This window comes from Streptosporangium brasiliense (assembly GCF_030811595.1).
Lineage (GTDB): Bacteria > Actinomycetota > Actinomycetes > Streptosporangiales > Streptosporangiaceae > Streptosporangium > Streptosporangium brasiliense.
Genome location: NZ_JAUSRB010000002.1, coordinates 3,867,403 through 3,882,758 on the forward strand (window position 1 = coordinate 3,867,403; position 15,356 = coordinate 3,882,758).

A 15,356-nucleotide genomic window follows, 5' to 3' on the forward strand; every position below is an offset into this window, starting at 1 on the left:
TGGCTCAGCTTACCGAGATCTTCCCGGCGGCCAGCCGCCGCAACAGTGACAGGTCGACTTTCTCCAGGCTGCCGACGGCCAGCACGCCGTACGGCACCGCCCCGTCGCCGGGCACCGCCACCACCCGGCATCCCGCGGCGCGGGCGGCGGCCAGTCCGGCGGGGCTGTCCTCCACCGCCACGCACTCGGCGGGGTCGGCCCCCAGCGCCGCGGCCGCCTTCAGGTAGGGATCCGGCGACGGCTTGCCGCGCGCGGTGTCCTCGGCGGCCACGACCAGGCGGAAGCGCTCCGCCCCGACCGTGCGGAGCACCATGTCCACGATCCGCCGGGGGGAGGCGGTGACGAGCGCCGTCGGCACGCCCGCCGCCCGCAGCTCGTCCAGCAGCCGGATCGCGCCGGGCAGCGGTGTCACCCCGCCGGCGATCCGCTCGGCGAAGGCCCCGGTGAGCCGCGCGCCCACGGTCTCGGCGGATGTCCCGGCGGCCCGCGCGCCGGCCGCTTCAGGGAGACCGGTGGTTCCGGGGAGATCGGCGGTTCCGGAGGGAGCCGGGCCGGGGACGGGCGGGCCGGGGACGGACGGGCCGAGGAGGGGCGGGCCGGGGCGCGCGGGCACCCCGTCGGGGCAGGGTCGTCCCTGCCGCGTGCCGCCCCGCCGCCTGTGGTCCTGCCGCGTGGGGGCCTGCCCGGCGCGGACGCGCCGTAGGAGATGGGCGGCGGTGTGCTCGACGGGCCGGCCGAGCACGTGGTCGGTGTCGGCCCCGGCCAGCTCCAGGCCGAGCTCGGCCGCCACCGCCGCGCACGCCTGCCACCACAGCCCCTCGGTGTCCACGAGCGTGCCGTCCATGTCGAACAGGACGGCCCGCAGCTCAGCCGGCACCGGCGGGAGCCTCCGTCCCGGCGGGGGCGTGCTCGGTGGCGGCCGCGGCCCGCTCGGCGACCAGGACGGGCCGTTGCACGAGGCCGAGGGCCACCCGCGTGCCGGGGGCCAGCCGTACCGCGTCGTGGCCGGGCACGTCGCTGAGGACCTCCAGCTCGCCCAGCCGCACCCGCAGCCGCGCGGAGGAGCCGCGGAAGGACGACGCCACGACCAGCGCCCCGCCCTCCGGGTCCGGCGTGACGAGCACCGCCTCCGGGCGGACCAGCACGTCCACGTCGGGGGAGGCGGGCGACGGGCCGTCCACCGGGAGCGACCGGCCCAGGACCGCGACCTCGCCGCCGGACACGCGGCCGGGGATGTGGTTCATCGTGCCGACGAACTCGGCCACGAACGGCGTGGCGGGCCGGTCGTAGACCTCGGCCGGGGCCCCGCACTGCTCCAGCCGTCCGTCGCGGAGCACCGCGACCCGGTCGGCGACCGACAGCGCCTCCTCCTGGTCGTGGGTCACGAAGACGGTGGTGATGCCGAGGTCGAGCTGGAGCCGCCGGATCTCCTCCCGCAGCGTGACGCGGACCTTGGCGTCCAGCGCCGACAGCGGCTCGTCCAGCAGCAGCACCCGGGGCTCCAGCGCCAGCGCCCTGGCCAGCGCGACGCGCTGCTGCTGGCCGCCGGAGAGCTGGTGCGGGTAGCGGTCGGCGTGCGCGGGGAGTCCGACCAGCTCCAGCAGCTCGGCCGCCCGGGCGTGCCGCCGGGCGGCGGGCACCTTGCGGACCCGGAGCCCGAACGCCACGTTGTCGCGGGCGTTGAGGTTGGGGAAGAGGCTGTAGGACTGGAAGACCATGCCCGCGTCCCGGCGGTTGGCGGGCACCCGGGTGATGTCCCGGCCGTCCACCAGCACCGCCCCGGCGTCGGGGTGCTCGAAGCCGGCCACGCAGCGCAGGGCCGTGGTCTTGCCGCAGCCCGACGGGCCGAGCAGGGCCATCAGCTCGCCCTGTTCGACGGTGAGGTCCAGGCCGTCCAGGGCGACGGTGCGGCCGAACGCGCGGCGCAGCCCCCGGAGTTCGACGGTCATGAACGCTTCCTTCCCGCTCCCGAGACGGTGAGCAGAAGCAGCCAGATGAGCAGCAGGCTGATGACGGACAGGGCCACCGAAAGCTGCCCGTCGTTGCCGGAGACGGTCACTATCCAGACCGGGAACGTCTGGTAGCCGAGCAGGGCGGCGACGGTGTATTCGCCGAGCACCAGGGCGAGGGTGAGGAAGGAGGCGCCGGCGATGGCGGAGCGGATGTTGGGGACGATCACCCGCAGCATCACGTGCGGCCACGAGGCGCCCAGGTTGCGCGCGGCCTCCACCAGGGTCCGCACGTCGATCACGCGGAGCCCGGCGTCCAGCGAGCGGTAGACGAACGGCAGCGTCAGCACCACGTAGGCCAGGACCAGCACGACCGGGAACCGCTCGCTCTGGATCGCGATCATCGTCGCCCAGAACGGGGTGGCGGCCAGCGCCTCGGTGCCGCCGCGCAGCGCCGTGCCGATGCCGACCACGTAGGTGATCGGCGGCACGACCAGCGGCAGCGTGGCGACCACTTCGAGCACGGGCCCCAGCCGCGGGGCGCCGAGCCGTACGGCCAGCATCGCCGGGAGCGTCAGCAGCAGCACCGTCACGATCGTGGCGGCGGCCAGCCCGAGGGAGACCAGCAGGCTCGGGAGGAACCCGGGAGCCGACAGGATGCGCCCGTAGACGCCGAGGGAGATTCCCTTCCCCTCGGTGTGGACGGTGAACCAGAACGAGACGGCCATCGGGACGAGGAAGTAGAGCGCGGCGACGCCCAGCACGGCCCCCCGCCAGAACCGCACCCGCCGGGGGCGCGGGGCGACGGGGCCGGGGGCGGACTCCGGCACGGTGGCTACCGCAGCCATCGGGAGCTCCTCCTCTGCAGGGGCAGGTAGACCGCCATCACCAGGACCGCGATGACGATCATGTCGAGGCTGAGGGCGAGCGCGATGTTCTCGTGGCCGATCAGCACGTCGCCGGTGAGCGCGTCGGCGATCTGCAGGGTGACCAGCGGGACCGTGCTGCCGACCATCGCCGCGGCGGTGGCGTAGGCGGCGAAGGCCCCGCCGAACAGCAGGACGACGCCGCCGAGCAGCGCGGGGGTCAGCACCGGGACGCCGACGTGCCGCCAGAACTGCCAGGTGGTGGCGCCGCTGTTGTGCGCCGCCTCCCGCCACTGCGGGCGCAGGCCGTCCAGCGCCGGCGTCACGACCAGGACCATCAGCGGGACCGAGAAATACATGTAGACCAGCGCCAGGCCCCAGAAGTTGTACAGCACTCCCGAGCCCAGCCCCAGTGCGGTGGTGACCACACCGGAGTTGCCGAGCGTGGCGATCCAGATGAACGCCAGCGGCACGCCGCCGAAGTTGGCCAGCACGCCCGAGGCGGTCAGCACGCTCTCGCGCAGCGCCCGGAAGCGGGAGGTGACCACGGCCTGGGCGAGCAAGGTGCCCAGGACCGCGCCGGCCACCGCGACCAGCGCCGACAGCCGCACGCTGCTGAGGAGGGTGGTGAGGTAGGCGCCCCGCAGGCTCTCGACCACGTTGGCCGTGCTGAAGGAGGAGAGCCTGGTCTGCGGGTCCCTGACGGTGAACGCGCCGAGCAGCAGCGCGAGCGCCGGGATCCCGAAGGCCAGTGCCATGAAGGCCAGCAGGGGCAGGGCGGCCGGCCAGCTCCCGGTCCGGGCGCGGCCGCCGCCCCGTACGGCCGTGCCCGCGTCGGTCGTCGTCACGGGTCAGCCGGCGACGGCGGCGCCCCAGCCGCCGGCCAGGACTTCCTTGGCCTTGTTGACCTGGGCCTCGGTCGGGAAGGTGGGCTCGCCCTCGACCGGGGGCAGGTTGGCCTCGGCGGCCTTGTCGACCGAACCGTCGGCCTTCATGGCGGGCAGCAGCACCGGGCGGGCGAAGCCGCCGAGGTAGAGGTTCTGGCCCTCGGGGCTGTAGAGGAACTCCTGCCAGAGCCGGGCGGCGGCCGGGTGCGGGGCGTCCTTGTTGATCGCCTGCGCGTAGAGCTGGAAGTATTTGCCGTCGGTCGGGATGACCGTCTTCCAGTCGAGTCCCTTCTCGGCCATCTTGGGGGCGTAGGCGGCGTTGTTGTAGTCCCAGTCGATGCTGATCTGGGTCTCGCCCTTCTCGATGGTGGCGGGGGTGGTCTCCACCGGGTTGAAGTTGCCGGTCTCCTTCAGCTTCTTGAAGAAGTCGAGGCCGGGCTGGATGTCGTCGAAGGAGCCGCCGTTGGCCAGGGCCGCCGCGTAGACGCCCGCGAACGCCGAGCCGGACTTGGTCGGGTTGCCGTTCAGCGCGACCTTGCCCTTGTACTCGGGTTTGAGCAGGTCGGCGAAGGTCTCCGGACACTTGGCGATCTTCTTGGCGTCGCAGCCGATCGAGACGTAGCCGCCGTAGTCGTTGAACCACAGGCCGCCCGGCTCCTTCTGGTTGCCGGGGATCTTGTCCCACGTCTGGACCTTGTAGGGCGCGAACAGGCCCTCGGCGGCACCGCTGATGGCGAAGGACTGGCCGATGTCGAGCACGTCGGGGGCGCGGTCCTGACCCTTGCGGGTCTTCACCGCGTTGATCTCGTCGGCGCTGGAGGCGTCGGGGGTCTCGCTCTCGATCTCGATGCCGTACTTCGCGGTGAACGCCTCGATGATCTTGCCGTAGTTGGCCCAGTCGGGCGGCAGGGCGATGACGTGGAGCTTGCCCTCCTTCTTGGCGGCCTCGACGAGCTTGTCCAGCCCGCCGAAGTCGGCCGCGGAGGCGGCGGTCCGGGCGTCCACACCGGCCGCGGAGCCGCTGCCGGAGGGCGTGGCGGTGGTCGGGGCCGCCCCGCACGCCGTGGCGCCTGCGAGCAGAAGTGCGGTCAGGCCCGCGGAGCGGATTCGGGATGCGATCACGTTGTCTCCCAAGGGGGTGTCGCGCGATATGCCATGAAATTAAGCGAACTTGTACAAACAAGCTAGACCCAGTAGGTCGGCAATCGGTTTCCTTCCGATGAACGCCAGGAGTACGTCAGTGGAATGCGAGAGCTGGGGATTCATAGGGGTTTCCGGCTTGTTTAGGGTGGAGGTGGGACGGCCGTCCGGTGTGCGCAGTGAAGGAGCTCCCGCCGGGAGGCCGGCCAGGTGGAGCCGGAGTCGGACCGGGTGGAGCCGGAGGCCGGCCGGGGTGAAGGGCGGGAGTTTGAGGGACGAGGCGAGATCGCGCGGCCGGCGGATGCCCGGCCGGGCGTCCGGGTGGAGGCGATCATGACGGCGCGCTACGTGGGGATCGCGGCCGAGCTGAGGGAGGCGATCGTGCGCGGCGAGTACGCCGTGGGGGCGCAACTGCCCTCGGAGGCCGAGCTCGCCGCCCGTTTCGCCGCCTCCCGGGGCACGGTCCGCCAGGCGGTGGCGGTGCTCGCCGCCGAGGGGCTGGTCGGCTCCCGGCAGGGGGCCAGGCGGATCGTGCTCGGCCGCGAGCGCAGCCAGAGTTTCGCCGAGCTGAACAGCTTCGCGCAGTGGGCCAGGGCGATGGGTCACCGGGTCAGCGGGCGGGTGCTGGAGCAGCGGCGCCGGGGCGCGGACGCCGCCGAGGCGGCCCGGCTCGCGCTCCAGCCGGGCGATCCGGTGCTGTCGGTGCTACGGCTGCGCTCGCTCGAAGGCGAGCCGGTGCTGCTGGAGCGGACCGTCTACGCCGGATGGATCGCTCCGGCCGTCGAGCGGATCGACCCCGGGTGCGAGTCGGTCACCCAGGCCCTCTACGACGGCGTCGGCCTCGTCATCGCCTACGGCGAGCATCTCATCGACGCGGTCGCGGCGGGGGCCGAGGACTCCCGGCTGCTGGCCGTGCGGCGGGGCAGCCCGTTGCTGCGCCAGCGGCGGGTCACCACCACCCACGAGGGCCGCCCGGTCGAGCTGTCCGACGACCGCTACCGCGCGGGCAGCGTGACCTTCAGCATCCGTAACTCGGTGGACGCCAATCCGCTGGTGCGGCAGGTGGGGGACTTGCGCCCGGCTCAGTGAGAACGTATGTTCGATAGACATGCCCCGTCTTCCCCCGGGTGCCGATCCGGAATCCGCAGGGGGAGAAGCGTCGTGAGCAGACTTTACGGTGACCCGATCGAGGTGTGGACCCGGGAGGGGCGGCCGGTCCAGTTCGTCTGGCGTGACCGGCTGCACGCCGTCCGCCGGGTGGTGGACCACTGGGTGGTCTCGCGCGAGTGGTGGAAGACCTCCGACAGCGATCCGGGGGAGCGCCGGTTCTGGCGGGTCGAGGCCGACCCCGGCAGCAGGATCGGCACCTACGAGCTCCGCTTCGACACCGCGGGTGAGGGCTGGCTGCTGATGAGGGCGTGGGACTGACGGTGCTGAGGGTGCGGGACTGACAGCGCTGAGAGCGTGGGGCTGACGGCGCTGAGAGCGCGGGACTGACGGTCCCGCCCGCCGCGGCCCTCCCGGGGCGCCCTCGCGGTCAGTGCTGGGCCTGCCGTACGGCGCCCCGCTCGGTGAGGGGCCGTCAGTGCTGGGTCTGCCGTACGGCGCCCCGCTCGGTGAGGGGCTGTCAGTGCTGGGCCTGCTGTGCCGCGCCCTGCTCGGTGAGGAGCCGTGAGAGGGCCTGCGGCGCGGCCGGGCCCGCCGGGGCCCGGCGGGCCCGGCCGGCGCCCATGGTCTGGATCCGGGTGATCTGCCGGACGGTCGCCGCGCACAGCAGGGCCGAGACCGTGACGGTGGCTAGCTCGGCCGGGCCGAGGCCGGTCAGCTCGCTGTCACCCGGGGTGCCGAGCGGCGGCCGCGTCAGCACCAGGGCGAGCAGGGTCAGCCAGCTCAGCCACCAGGCGGCCAGCAGCGCCGCCCAGCGGCCGTGGTGGCCGACCGGCGGCCGGGAGTCACGCCAGAGGCGGTGCACCAGCGCCGGCGGGGCGATCAGGTTGACCGCCGGCACGGCCCAGGCGGCCAGCACCCGGCCCGCCGGCGCCCCGGGGACGGCACTCTGGCGGGCCTGGACCAGCCAGGTCAGGTAGGCGGCGACGGCCGCGACGGTCGTCGCGGCGGCGAGCATGACGAGGACGGCGAAGACGCTGACCGCGCCGGCGAGGGCCTGCGCGCCGGGGGCATGGGGGTCGCCGCCGAGTGCCGAGATCTCCCGGGCCAGCCGCCGGCCACGGGCCTGCTCGAACACCACCAGGGCGGCGGTGGCGGCCACCTGGGCGGTGAGGGTCACATATACGGCTGAAGCAGACTTTTTAGGTAGGGATGGGACGGAGCGCATGTATATCTCCCCCCGCCATGCGCTGAAGGACCTGCCCCTTTCCTATCCCTCCCGCGCCTGCGCTAATCTGCCTGTTTGCTCCCTCCCGCGCCTGCGTCGATCTGCCTGTCCGCGCCGGGCGGATCAGCTCACCACACCCGACTCCCACGCCCAGGCCGCGATCTCCACCCGGTTCCTGGCGCCGAGTTTCGCCTGGATGCTCCCCAGGTGCGTCTTGACCGTGGACAGCGAGACGAACAGCTCCGCCGCGACCTCCTGGTTGGTCCGTCCCCTGGCCACCAGGCGGACGACGTCGAGCTCGCGCTCGGTCAGCGGCTCGCTGAGCGGCCGGGTGGTCCCGGCCCGGGGATGGGCCAGGTGTTCGAGCAGGCGCACGGTCACCGACGGCGACACCAGCGCGTCCCCGGCCGCCGCGGCCCGGACCGCCTCGATCAGCAGTGTCGGCCCGCTGTCCTTGAGCAGGAACCCGGTCGCGCCCGCGCGCAGCGCCCCGTAGACGTATTCGTCCAGGTCGAAGGTCGTGACGATGACCACCCGCATGGGGTCGGGGACGCCGGGGCCGGCCAGGATCCGGGTGGCCTCCAGGCCGTCCAGCTTGGGCATCCGGATGTCGAGCAGGCACACGTCGGGCCGGAGCCGCCTGGCGTGCTCGACCGCCTCGGCGCCGTTGCCGGCGGTCGCCACGACCTCCATGTCCTCCTGGGCGTCCAGAATCATCTGGAAGCCGGTCCGCACCAGCTCCTGGTCGTCAGCGATGAGCACCCGAATCGTCACCTGATGGATTCTGCCAGCTCGAAATGTGGCATCGGACTTTCGGACGATGGCCCCGCCCGCTAATCGGACGGTCGGCTGATCCGCCGCGGTGCCCCCGCGAGGGAGAGTCGTCGCCATGAGTGTTGTTCTTGAAGGGGCCGGTCTGGTCAAGCGGTTCGGCCCCACTGTGGCGCTGGGCGGCGTCGGGCTGGCCGTCGGTGCCGGCGAGGCTGTGGCGATCATGGGACCGAGCGGGTCGGGCAAGTCGACCCTGCTGCACTGCCTCGCCGGGATCATGAAGCCGGACGCGGGCGAGGTGCACCTGCTCGGCCGGCGCATCGACGGGCTGGGGGAGCGCGAGCGCAGCGCCCTGCGCCGTACCCGGTTCGGGTTCGTCTTCCAGTTCGGCCAGCTCCTGCCGGAGCTGCCGGCCGAGGAGAACGTCGCGCTGCCTCTCATGCTCGGCAACGTGTCCCGGGCCGACGCCGTACGGCAGGCCCGCGGATGGTTCGGCCCGCTCGGCCTCGGCGGCATGGAGGGCCGCCGCCCCGGCGAGCTCTCCGGCGGCCAGGCGCAGCGGGTGGCGATCGCCCGCGCGCTGGTCACCCGGCCGGCGGTGATCTTCGCCGACGAGCCGACCGGCGCGCTCGACCAGAGCACCGGCCACGACACGATGCGCCTGCTGGTGGAGGCCACCAAGCACAACGGCGCCTCGCTGGTGGTCGTCACCCACGACCCCCAGGTGGCCCGATGGTGCGACCGGACGGTCGAGGTCCGCGACGGCCAGATCCTCCCCGGCCGGTACGGCGCGCAGCCGGCCGCCGGTCAGGAGCCGTCGACCCAGGTCCTCCCCGGGGTGACCGGATGAGCGGGCTGATGGGCCTGACCTGGCGGCTGCTGCGCGGCGGCGGCCGCCGCGGCCTGCTGGGCGCGGGGCTGACCGTGGCGGCGGTGGCGGTCTCCACCGCGCTGCTGCTGTTCGCCGTGGCGGTCAACATGGCCTTCCAGGGACGGGCCGACCGGGAGGCGTGGCGCAACCCGGTCGCGGCCACCGGGAAGGCCGTGGCGGTCGAGGCCGTGCACGCCGACTACGTGCGGGACCGGCGGATCACGGTCGTGGACCTGGCGGCGCTGGAGCCGGGGGCGGCCCCGCCGCCGGGCCTGGCGCGCTTCCCCGCGCCCGGCGAGGTCTGGTTCTCCCCGGCGCTGGCCGAGCTCGCCGGGGAGCTCCCGGCGGGCCAGCTCGCCGGCCGCTTCCCCGAGAAGGTCGGCGGGACGGTCGGCGACGAGGCACTGGTCCACCCCGGCGAGCTCGTCGCGGTCCGCGGCCAGGTCCCGGACGCCCCGATCATGACCGTCGAGCCGGCGGACGATCCGCGTGCCGGCATCGGACCGGTGAGGATCTCCGGCTTCGCCGGGCAGCCGACGGGTGACGCGCAGGCGTACATGGCGCTCGGGCTGATCGCGAGCGTGCTCATGGTCGTGCCGCTGCTGGTGTTCGGCGGCGCGGCGGCCCGGCTCACCGTGGCCCGCCGGGACCAGCGCCTGGCCGCGCTCCGGCTGGTGGGCGCGACCCCCGGCCAGGTGGTCGCGATGACCGTCGCGGAGGCGGTGATCACCGCGTTCGGCGGCGCGGTGCTCGGCATGGCGCTGTACGGCCTGGGCGTCCCGCTGCTGACCGGGATCGAGATCGCGGGCGGCTCCTGGTTCCTGTCCGACCTGTGGCCCGGCGTGCTCGCCGTACTCGGCGTGCTGGTGGCCGTGCCGCTGCTGGTGGGCCTGTCGGCGGTGGTCGGCCTGCGCCGGGTCGTGGTCAGCCCGCTCGGCGTCGCCAAGCGGGAGACGCCTCCGGCGATGCGCTTCGTCCGGGTCGTCGCGCTGCTGGCGATCCTCGCGGTGGTGCCCGCGCTCGGGCTGGGGGCCGCTGTCGGGGTGGTCGCGGTGGTCCTCGGCCTCGCCTTCCTCGCCATCAACCTGGCCGGCCCGTGGGTGGTCGGCATGCTGGGCCGGATCGTCTCGCGGATGGCCCGCGGTCCGGCCCGGCTGCTGGCCGGGCGCCGCCTGGTGGACGACCCCAAGGCGGCCTGGCGGACCGTGAGCGGCGTCGCCCTGACCGGGTTCGTGGCGGGGTTCATCGGCCTGCTCAGCCCGGGCAGCGGCCTGTTCGGCGACGCCGACCCCGCCGAGCTGCGGCTGTCGGTCCCCGCCGCCCAGGTGGCCGAGGTCACCGCCGGGGCCCGCGAGCGGCTGTCGGCGGCGGGCGTCCCGGCCACCGTCAAGGCCGGTGGGGAGGGCGGGAGCAGGCTGCTCACCGCCTCGCTCCGCGAGCGCGACGCCGCGTCGGTGGACCGGGCGCGCACCGCGCTCGAGGGCCTGGTCCCGGGGCACGTGGCCACCTCGGCCGCCGACGACGACCGCTCCGGCATCCAGGTCCTGGAGGACATCGGCACCGGCACGGTGACCGTGCTCACGGTCTCGTTCCTGGTGGCGATCGCCAGCGCCGGGATCACCGCGGCCTCCTCGATCCTGGACCGCAGGCAGACCTACGCCCTGCTCCGCCTGGCGGGCACCCCGCTGGAGGTGCTCGACAGGGCCCGCCGCGCGGAGACGCTCATCCCGCTGGCGGTAATGGGAGGCGGCGCCATCGCGGTCGGCATGTTCTGCGCCGCCCCGTTCGCCATCTCGGCGATGAACGTCACCGGTGTGGTCACCCTGCTGGTCTGCGTGGCACTCGGGTTCGCCGGGGTGGTCGGGGCCGGAGCGGCGAGTGCCCCGCTCCTGCGCTCGGTGACCGCCGACCCCGCGCCTCGCCCGGACTAGAGATTCCTATTTAACCAGTAGGGAAACTTGCAAATATGGAGGCGGATCGTTACCGTCAGGAGCACGGGGACCCCGGCCGGCGGAGGAGTCGTGGGGCCGGACCCGCGCGGCGGGCGCAGACCTCCCGGCCGGGCGTTCCCGTGAACGGGGGCGGACCTCATGGTCACGGGTGCCGCTCACGAGGACGGAGCCGGCGGGCAGGAGGCCCCCTCGCCCGGCGGCTCCTCTTCGGGGCCCTCAAGAAGACCTAGGAGCGATTCGATGGCGATCCGCATCGGGGTGCACGCCCACAACCCCTGGCTGCACCTGCTGTCCCGCCTCGACCACCTGCTCGACGGCATCGAGGTCCACCGCTACGCCGACGCCGCCCGCACCGGGGAGCTCCTCGCCGCAGGGGTGATCGACTTCGGCGGCGCCGGGTCCACCTCGTCGCTGACCGCCCAGGCGGCGCGCCTGCCGGTCGCCTACGCGGCCGTGTCGGCCCCGCGTCCCGGCTACGGCGCGCTGCTGGTGTCCGGTACCGGCCCGGTCATGACCGTGGCCGACCTGCGGGACCGGCCGGTCTCGCTGCGCGTGGGCTCCTGGCAGACCCACTTCCTGGCCAAGGTGCTCGCCGACGCCGGGCTCTCCTACCAGGACATCGAACCGCGCCCGGCCGCCTCCGAGGCGCGGTTCTGGCTGCGCGACGGCGTGGTGTCCGGCTGGGTCGCCGAGGGGGCGGAACTCGTCGAGGCCGAGCGCTCCGGGCACTTCGCCCGGCTCCGCGGCACCGCCGGCATCATCGCCGACCGCTCGGTGTTCCACACCCGTGCCTCCTACGCCGAGTCGGACCCGGAGGCCGTCGCCGCGGCCGTGCGCGCCCTGCGCGAGACCGGCCGGTGGGCGCGGGAGCACCCGGTCGAGGCCGCCCGGCTGACGGTCGAGGCGGTGGGCGGGTCCGTGGACTCCTGGACGACCGCGCTCAAGCGGCTGCCGTGGACGCTGGAGCCGGTCACCACCGAGGTCGTCGCCGAGCAGCGGGCGGCCGCGGACGTGCTGTACGACGCCGGTTTCCTCGTGGCCCGGGTCGACCCGGCGGCGGCGGTCGTGCCGTCGCTGAACCGGATCGTGATGGCCGAGCTGGAAGAGGTCGTGGCCTGACCGGGTCAGCCCAGGACCAGATCGCGGATCGTCCTCAGCGAGGTCTCGTCGCGGGGGCCCATCACCAGCAGGCTGGTGACCGGGCTCTTGCGCCAGGCCTCCAGGCGCTCGCGGATCCGGCCCGCCGGACCCACCAGGGAGATGCCGTCGGCCAGCTCGTCCGGGATCGCGTTGAACGCCTCCTGCCTGCGGCCGGCCAGGTAGAGCGCCTGGATCTCCTCGGCGGCCTCGGCGTAGCCCATCCTGCCGATGATGTCGGCGTGGAAGTTGCGGCTCTTGGCCCCCATGCCGCCGATGTAGAGGGTCAGCATCATCTTCACGCCGTCCAGCGCCGCGCGGACGTCGTCGGTGATCAGAGTCATGACCATGGCGGCGATGTCGAAGTCCGGCCCGGCCCCGGCCAGCGACGGGCCGTACATCTGCTCGACCTTCTCCGGGAACACGAACAGCGGCAGCCAGCCGTCGGCGATCTCACCGGCGAGCGCCACGTTCCGGGGGCCCTCGGCGCCCAGGTAGAGCGGGATCTCCTCGCGCAGCGGATGGGTGATCAGCTTCAGCGGCTTGCCGAGGTTCGCCCCGCCCGGGTAGGGGAGCGGGTAGTGCTCGCCGTCGCTGGTCACCGGCTCCTCGCGGCGCCAGATCTTGCGCATGATCTCGACGTACTCGCGGGTGCGGGCCAGCGGCCGGGGGAACGGCCTGCCGTACCAGCCCTCGACCACCTGCGGCCCGGAGGCGCCGAGGCCCAGGAGCAGCCGCCCGCCGGTCAGGTGGTCCAGCGTCATCGCGGTCATCGCGGTCGCCGCGGGGGTCCTGGCCGAGATCTGCACCACGGAGGTGCCGAGTTTGATGCGGGACGTCCGCGCGCCGTACCAGGCCAGGGGGGTGAAGGCGTCGCTGCCGTAGGCCTCCGCGGTCCAGACGGACCCGTAACCCAGCCGCTCCGCGGCCTGGACGAGTTCGGTGGCGTCGTCGGCGTTCCGCTGCCAGTAACCGAGATTCAGGCCAAGTTCCAGATCGGTGCTCATCGGGGCCTCCATGCAGATATGCGCACCGCGATTAGAACACGTTCTAGATTGGCCGGTCGAGAGCGAGGTGTCAGTATTCCCGTTTCCGGGAAACCTGAACCTGTGCTTAGTGCTGTCCGCAAGGCTCTGTGTCTGATGTTGCTGTTCATCGTCGGCGCCTCGGGGATCGGTCCCGTGAGAGCGCAGGCGGCCGGGCGGCCGAACATCATCTTCATCCTCGCAGATGATCTGGACACAGTGGACCTGCAGAAGTTTCCTAATATCTGGAACTATCTTGTCCGCGGAGGTACACGTTTCGATAATTTCTTCGTCACGAACTCCTGGTGCTGCCCCTCACGCTCGTCGATTCTCCGTTCGCAGTACGTTCACAGCCACGGCGTGCTGACCAATACGGCGCCCGAGGGTGGTTTCACGAAATTCCACGACTCCGATCTGGAACGTTCCACGCTCGGAACCTGGATGAAGTCGGCCGGCTACCGCACCGGGCTGATGGGCAAATACCTCAACCACTATCCCGGCGGCGTCGCCGCGCCCACCTACGTCCCGCCGGGCTGGGACGATTGGGCCGTGCCGGTGACCCGGCTCTACGACGAGTACGACTACACCCTCAACGAGAACGGCCTGCTGACGGCGCACGGCTCCGCGCCGGAGGACTATCTGACGGACGTGCTCAGCCAGAAGGCCGGAGCGTTCGTCTCCCGGCAGGGCACCGAGCCGTTCTTCCTCTATCTCGCCCCGGTCGCCCCGCACAACCCGGCCAACTACGCGCCCCGGCACGCCGACGCCTTCGCCGGCGCCACCGCGCCCCGCCCCCCGTCCTTCGACCAGCCGGACGTGAGCGCCGAGCCCCGCTGGCTCAGCTCGCGCCCGCGCTTCAGCGCCAGGGCGATCGAGGGCATCGACGAGCGCTACCGCCGCCGGATGCGGGCCATGCTCGGCGTGGACGACATGGTCGGCGCTCTGATCGGGACCCTGAGGGCCACCGGGAAACTGGACGACACCTACATATTCTTCGGCTCCGATAACGGGTTCCACCTGGGCCAGCACCGGCTCGCCCACGGCAAGACGACCCCGTTCGAAGAGTCGATCAAGGTGCCGCTGGTGGCCCGCGGGCCCGGCATCCAGGCCGGCGGGGCGATCGGCGAGCTGTGCGCCAACGTGGACCTCGCCCCCACCTTCGCCGAGCTCGGCGGCGCCCAGCTGCCGGACTTCGCCGAGGGCAGGTCGATGGTCCCGCTCCTGCGGGGCCGGACGCCCGCGCCGTGGCGGCAGAACGTCCTGCTCGAGTTCTACCGCCCGACCAGCCAGGCGTCGGCCCGCCAGACCCCGGTCCCCGCCTACCAGGGCATGCGGACCGCGCGCAACACCTTCGTCCGCTACTCGACCGGTGAGTACCAGCTCTACGACCTGGTCAAGGACCCCTACCAGCTCCACAACCTCGCGGCCAAGGTCCCGCCCTCGGTGATCACCCAGTTCGACCGGCAGCTCGACGCCCTGACGGCGTGTTCCGGCGCGAACTGCCGTACGGCCGACTCCGTCCGGCCGCCCTCGTTCACCGCGCCGTCATCGTTCTTCGGACCCTCGTCGTTCTTCGAACCGCCCGCGGTCCTCGCCCCGCCCTCCGTCCTTGACCCGCCCCCCTTCCTCGGCCCGTCGGCGGTCCTCGAACCGACCCCGGTCTTCGGGGCCGGCCCCTGAGATGACCGGGGCCCGTGAGATGTCCGGGTAGGCGCGCCGTAGATGGGTCTCGACGGCGGCCGACGCCTTCCCGGGATCCCCGGAGGCGATGGCCCGATGGATGAGGCGGTGGTCGGCCATGAGCCCGCCGGTGTCACCGAGGCGCTCGACCGCCTCGATGGCGTAGCGCCGGACCGAGTCACGCAGGGAGCGCATCATGGCGGCGGTCAGGCGGTTGCCCGACGCCTCGGCGATGGCGACGTGGAAGGCGGTGTCGTGCTCGACGAACTCCTCGGCCGTCGCCGCGCGCTCCATCCGCTCCAGCGCGCCGCTCAGGGCCGACAGGTCGGCCCCCTGCCGGGCGGCGCGCGCGGCCGACCACTGCTCGATCATCAACCGGGCGTCGATGACCTCCTCGAGCGACAGGCTCGCCAGCCCGAGGTGGAGCCGGAGCAGGTCGGTCAGTGCTCCGGCGGGCCGCGAGGTGAGCACGGCCCCCGCGTCGGGGCCCCGGCCGACCTGCGAGGACACCACGCCCAACGTCTCCAGCACGCGCATCGCCTCGCGCACCGACGACCGGCTGACCTGGAGCTGCTCGGCGAGCTGGCGCTCGCCCGGCAGGCGGTCGCCGACCGTGAGGCCGTCGGCGGCGATGCGCTCCTCGATCCGGGCGATCACATCCTCGAACGCCCGGGTGCGCCGGACGGGCTGCCATCCGCTCAAGGAACCTCCTCTTGTGACCGAATATGGTCAGACCATACTGT

The 15,356-nt window shown here is 73.1% G+C and carries 14 protein-coding genes and 1 pseudogene; 6 read left to right on the top strand and 9 right to left on the bottom strand.

Translation table 11 applies throughout. From position 1 onward, the window contains the following. Positions 1-4: 4 nt before the first annotated feature. From J2S55_RS26480 to J2S55_RS26500, 5 genes are read right to left on the bottom strand one after another with little or no spacing between them, the layout of a single operon-like run. Positions 5-877: an HAD family hydrolase gene (locus J2S55_RS26480; protein WP_306866153.1), complete on the bottom strand. Its 873-nt coding sequence runs from the start codon at positions 875-877 to the stop codon at positions 5-7. Continuing rightward, positions 867-1,949, bottom strand: a complete 1,083-nt coding sequence (locus tag J2S55_RS26485) for an ABC transporter ATP-binding protein (RefSeq protein WP_306866156.1) — start codon at positions 1,947-1,949, stop codon at positions 867-869. The genes J2S55_RS26480 and J2S55_RS26485 overlap by 11 nt, the downstream gene beginning before the upstream one ends. Continuing rightward, on the bottom strand, positions 1,946-2,797 hold the full coding sequence (locus J2S55_RS26490) for an ABC transporter permease (protein ID WP_306866157.1): 852 nt from the start codon (positions 2,795-2,797) through the stop codon (positions 1,946-1,948). Before J2S55_RS26490 ends, J2S55_RS26485 begins: the two co-directional genes overlap by 4 nt. Beyond that, complete coding sequence (locus tag J2S55_RS26495) at positions 2,785-3,663, bottom strand: ABC transporter permease (protein WP_306866160.1); 879 nt, start codon at positions 3,661-3,663, stop codon at positions 2,785-2,787. The genes J2S55_RS26490 and J2S55_RS26495 overlap by 13 nt, the downstream gene beginning before the upstream one ends. Before the next feature lie 3 nt (positions 3,664-3,666). Further along, positions 3,667-4,824, bottom strand: coding sequence for an ABC transporter substrate-binding protein (locus J2S55_RS26500; protein ID WP_306866162.1), 1,158 nt, complete (start codon positions 4,822-4,824; stop codon positions 3,667-3,669). A gap of 351 nt (positions 4,825-5,175) precedes the next feature. Here J2S55_RS26500 and J2S55_RS26505 point away from each other — a divergent pair, with 351 nt between their 5' ends. After that, positions 5,176-5,931 carry a GntR family transcriptional regulator gene (locus tag J2S55_RS26505; RefSeq protein ID WP_306866164.1) on the top strand — a complete coding sequence of 252 codons (756 nt, stop codon included), beginning with the start codon at positions 5,176-5,178 and terminating at the stop codon, positions 5,929-5,931. 72 nt (positions 5,932-6,003) lie between these two features. Then, on the top strand, positions 6,004-6,270 hold the full coding sequence (locus J2S55_RS26510) for a DUF6504 family protein (protein ID WP_306866166.1): 267 nt from the start codon (positions 6,004-6,006) through the stop codon (positions 6,268-6,270). 199 nt (positions 6,271-6,469) lie between these two features. On the opposite strand, the gene J2S55_RS26515 is transcribed toward J2S55_RS26510, so the two are convergent. Further along, the gene (locus J2S55_RS26515) at positions 6,470-7,129 is read right to left on the bottom strand and encodes a DUF4328 domain-containing protein (protein WP_306866169.1); all 660 of its coding nucleotides are present in this window, start codon (positions 7,127-7,129) and stop codon (positions 6,470-6,472) included. A 171-nt stretch (positions 7,130-7,300) separates the two neighbouring features. After that, on the bottom strand, positions 7,301-7,951 hold the full coding sequence (locus J2S55_RS26520) for a response regulator (RefSeq protein WP_306866172.1): 651 nt from the start codon (positions 7,949-7,951) through the stop codon (positions 7,301-7,303). A 115-nt stretch (positions 7,952-8,066) separates the two neighbouring features. Between J2S55_RS26520 and J2S55_RS26525 the strand changes: the two genes are divergently transcribed. From J2S55_RS26525 to J2S55_RS26535, 3 genes are all read left to right on the top strand, one after another. Next, the gene (locus J2S55_RS26525) at positions 8,067-8,798 is read left to right on the top strand and encodes an ABC transporter ATP-binding protein (protein WP_306866174.1); all 732 of its coding nucleotides are present in this window, start codon (positions 8,067-8,069) and stop codon (positions 8,796-8,798) included. After that, positions 8,795-10,750 carry an FtsX-like permease family protein gene (locus J2S55_RS26530; RefSeq protein ID WP_306866177.1) on the top strand — a complete coding sequence of 652 codons (1,956 nt, stop codon included), beginning with the start codon at positions 8,795-8,797 and terminating at the stop codon, positions 10,748-10,750. The genes J2S55_RS26525 and J2S55_RS26530 overlap by 4 nt, the downstream gene beginning before the upstream one ends. A 261-nt stretch (positions 10,751-11,011) precedes the next feature. Beyond that, a complete protein-coding gene (locus tag J2S55_RS26535) occupies positions 11,012-11,890 on the top strand; it encodes an ABC transporter substrate-binding protein (RefSeq protein WP_306866182.1) in 879 nt (292 codons plus the stop codon). A gap of 5 nt (positions 11,891-11,895) precedes the next feature. Here J2S55_RS26535 and J2S55_RS26540 read toward each other — a convergent pair whose 3' ends face one another. Next, positions 11,896-12,915, bottom strand: coding sequence for an LLM class F420-dependent oxidoreductase (locus J2S55_RS26540; protein WP_306866183.1), 1,020 nt, complete (start codon positions 12,913-12,915; stop codon positions 11,896-11,898). A gap of 135 nt (positions 12,916-13,050) precedes the next feature. Here J2S55_RS26540 and J2S55_RS26545 point away from each other — a divergent pair. Continuing rightward, positions 13,051-14,394, top strand: a pseudogene (locus J2S55_RS26545) (sulfatase family protein); the annotation flags it as partial. An 84-nt stretch (positions 14,395-14,478) separates the two neighbouring features. On the opposite strand, the gene J2S55_RS26550 reads toward J2S55_RS26545, so the two are convergent. After that, complete coding sequence (locus J2S55_RS26550) at positions 14,479-15,315, bottom strand: FadR/GntR family transcriptional regulator (RefSeq protein ID WP_306866186.1); 837 nt, start codon at positions 15,313-15,315, stop codon at positions 14,479-14,481. Positions 15,316-15,356: the final 41 nt, after the last annotated feature.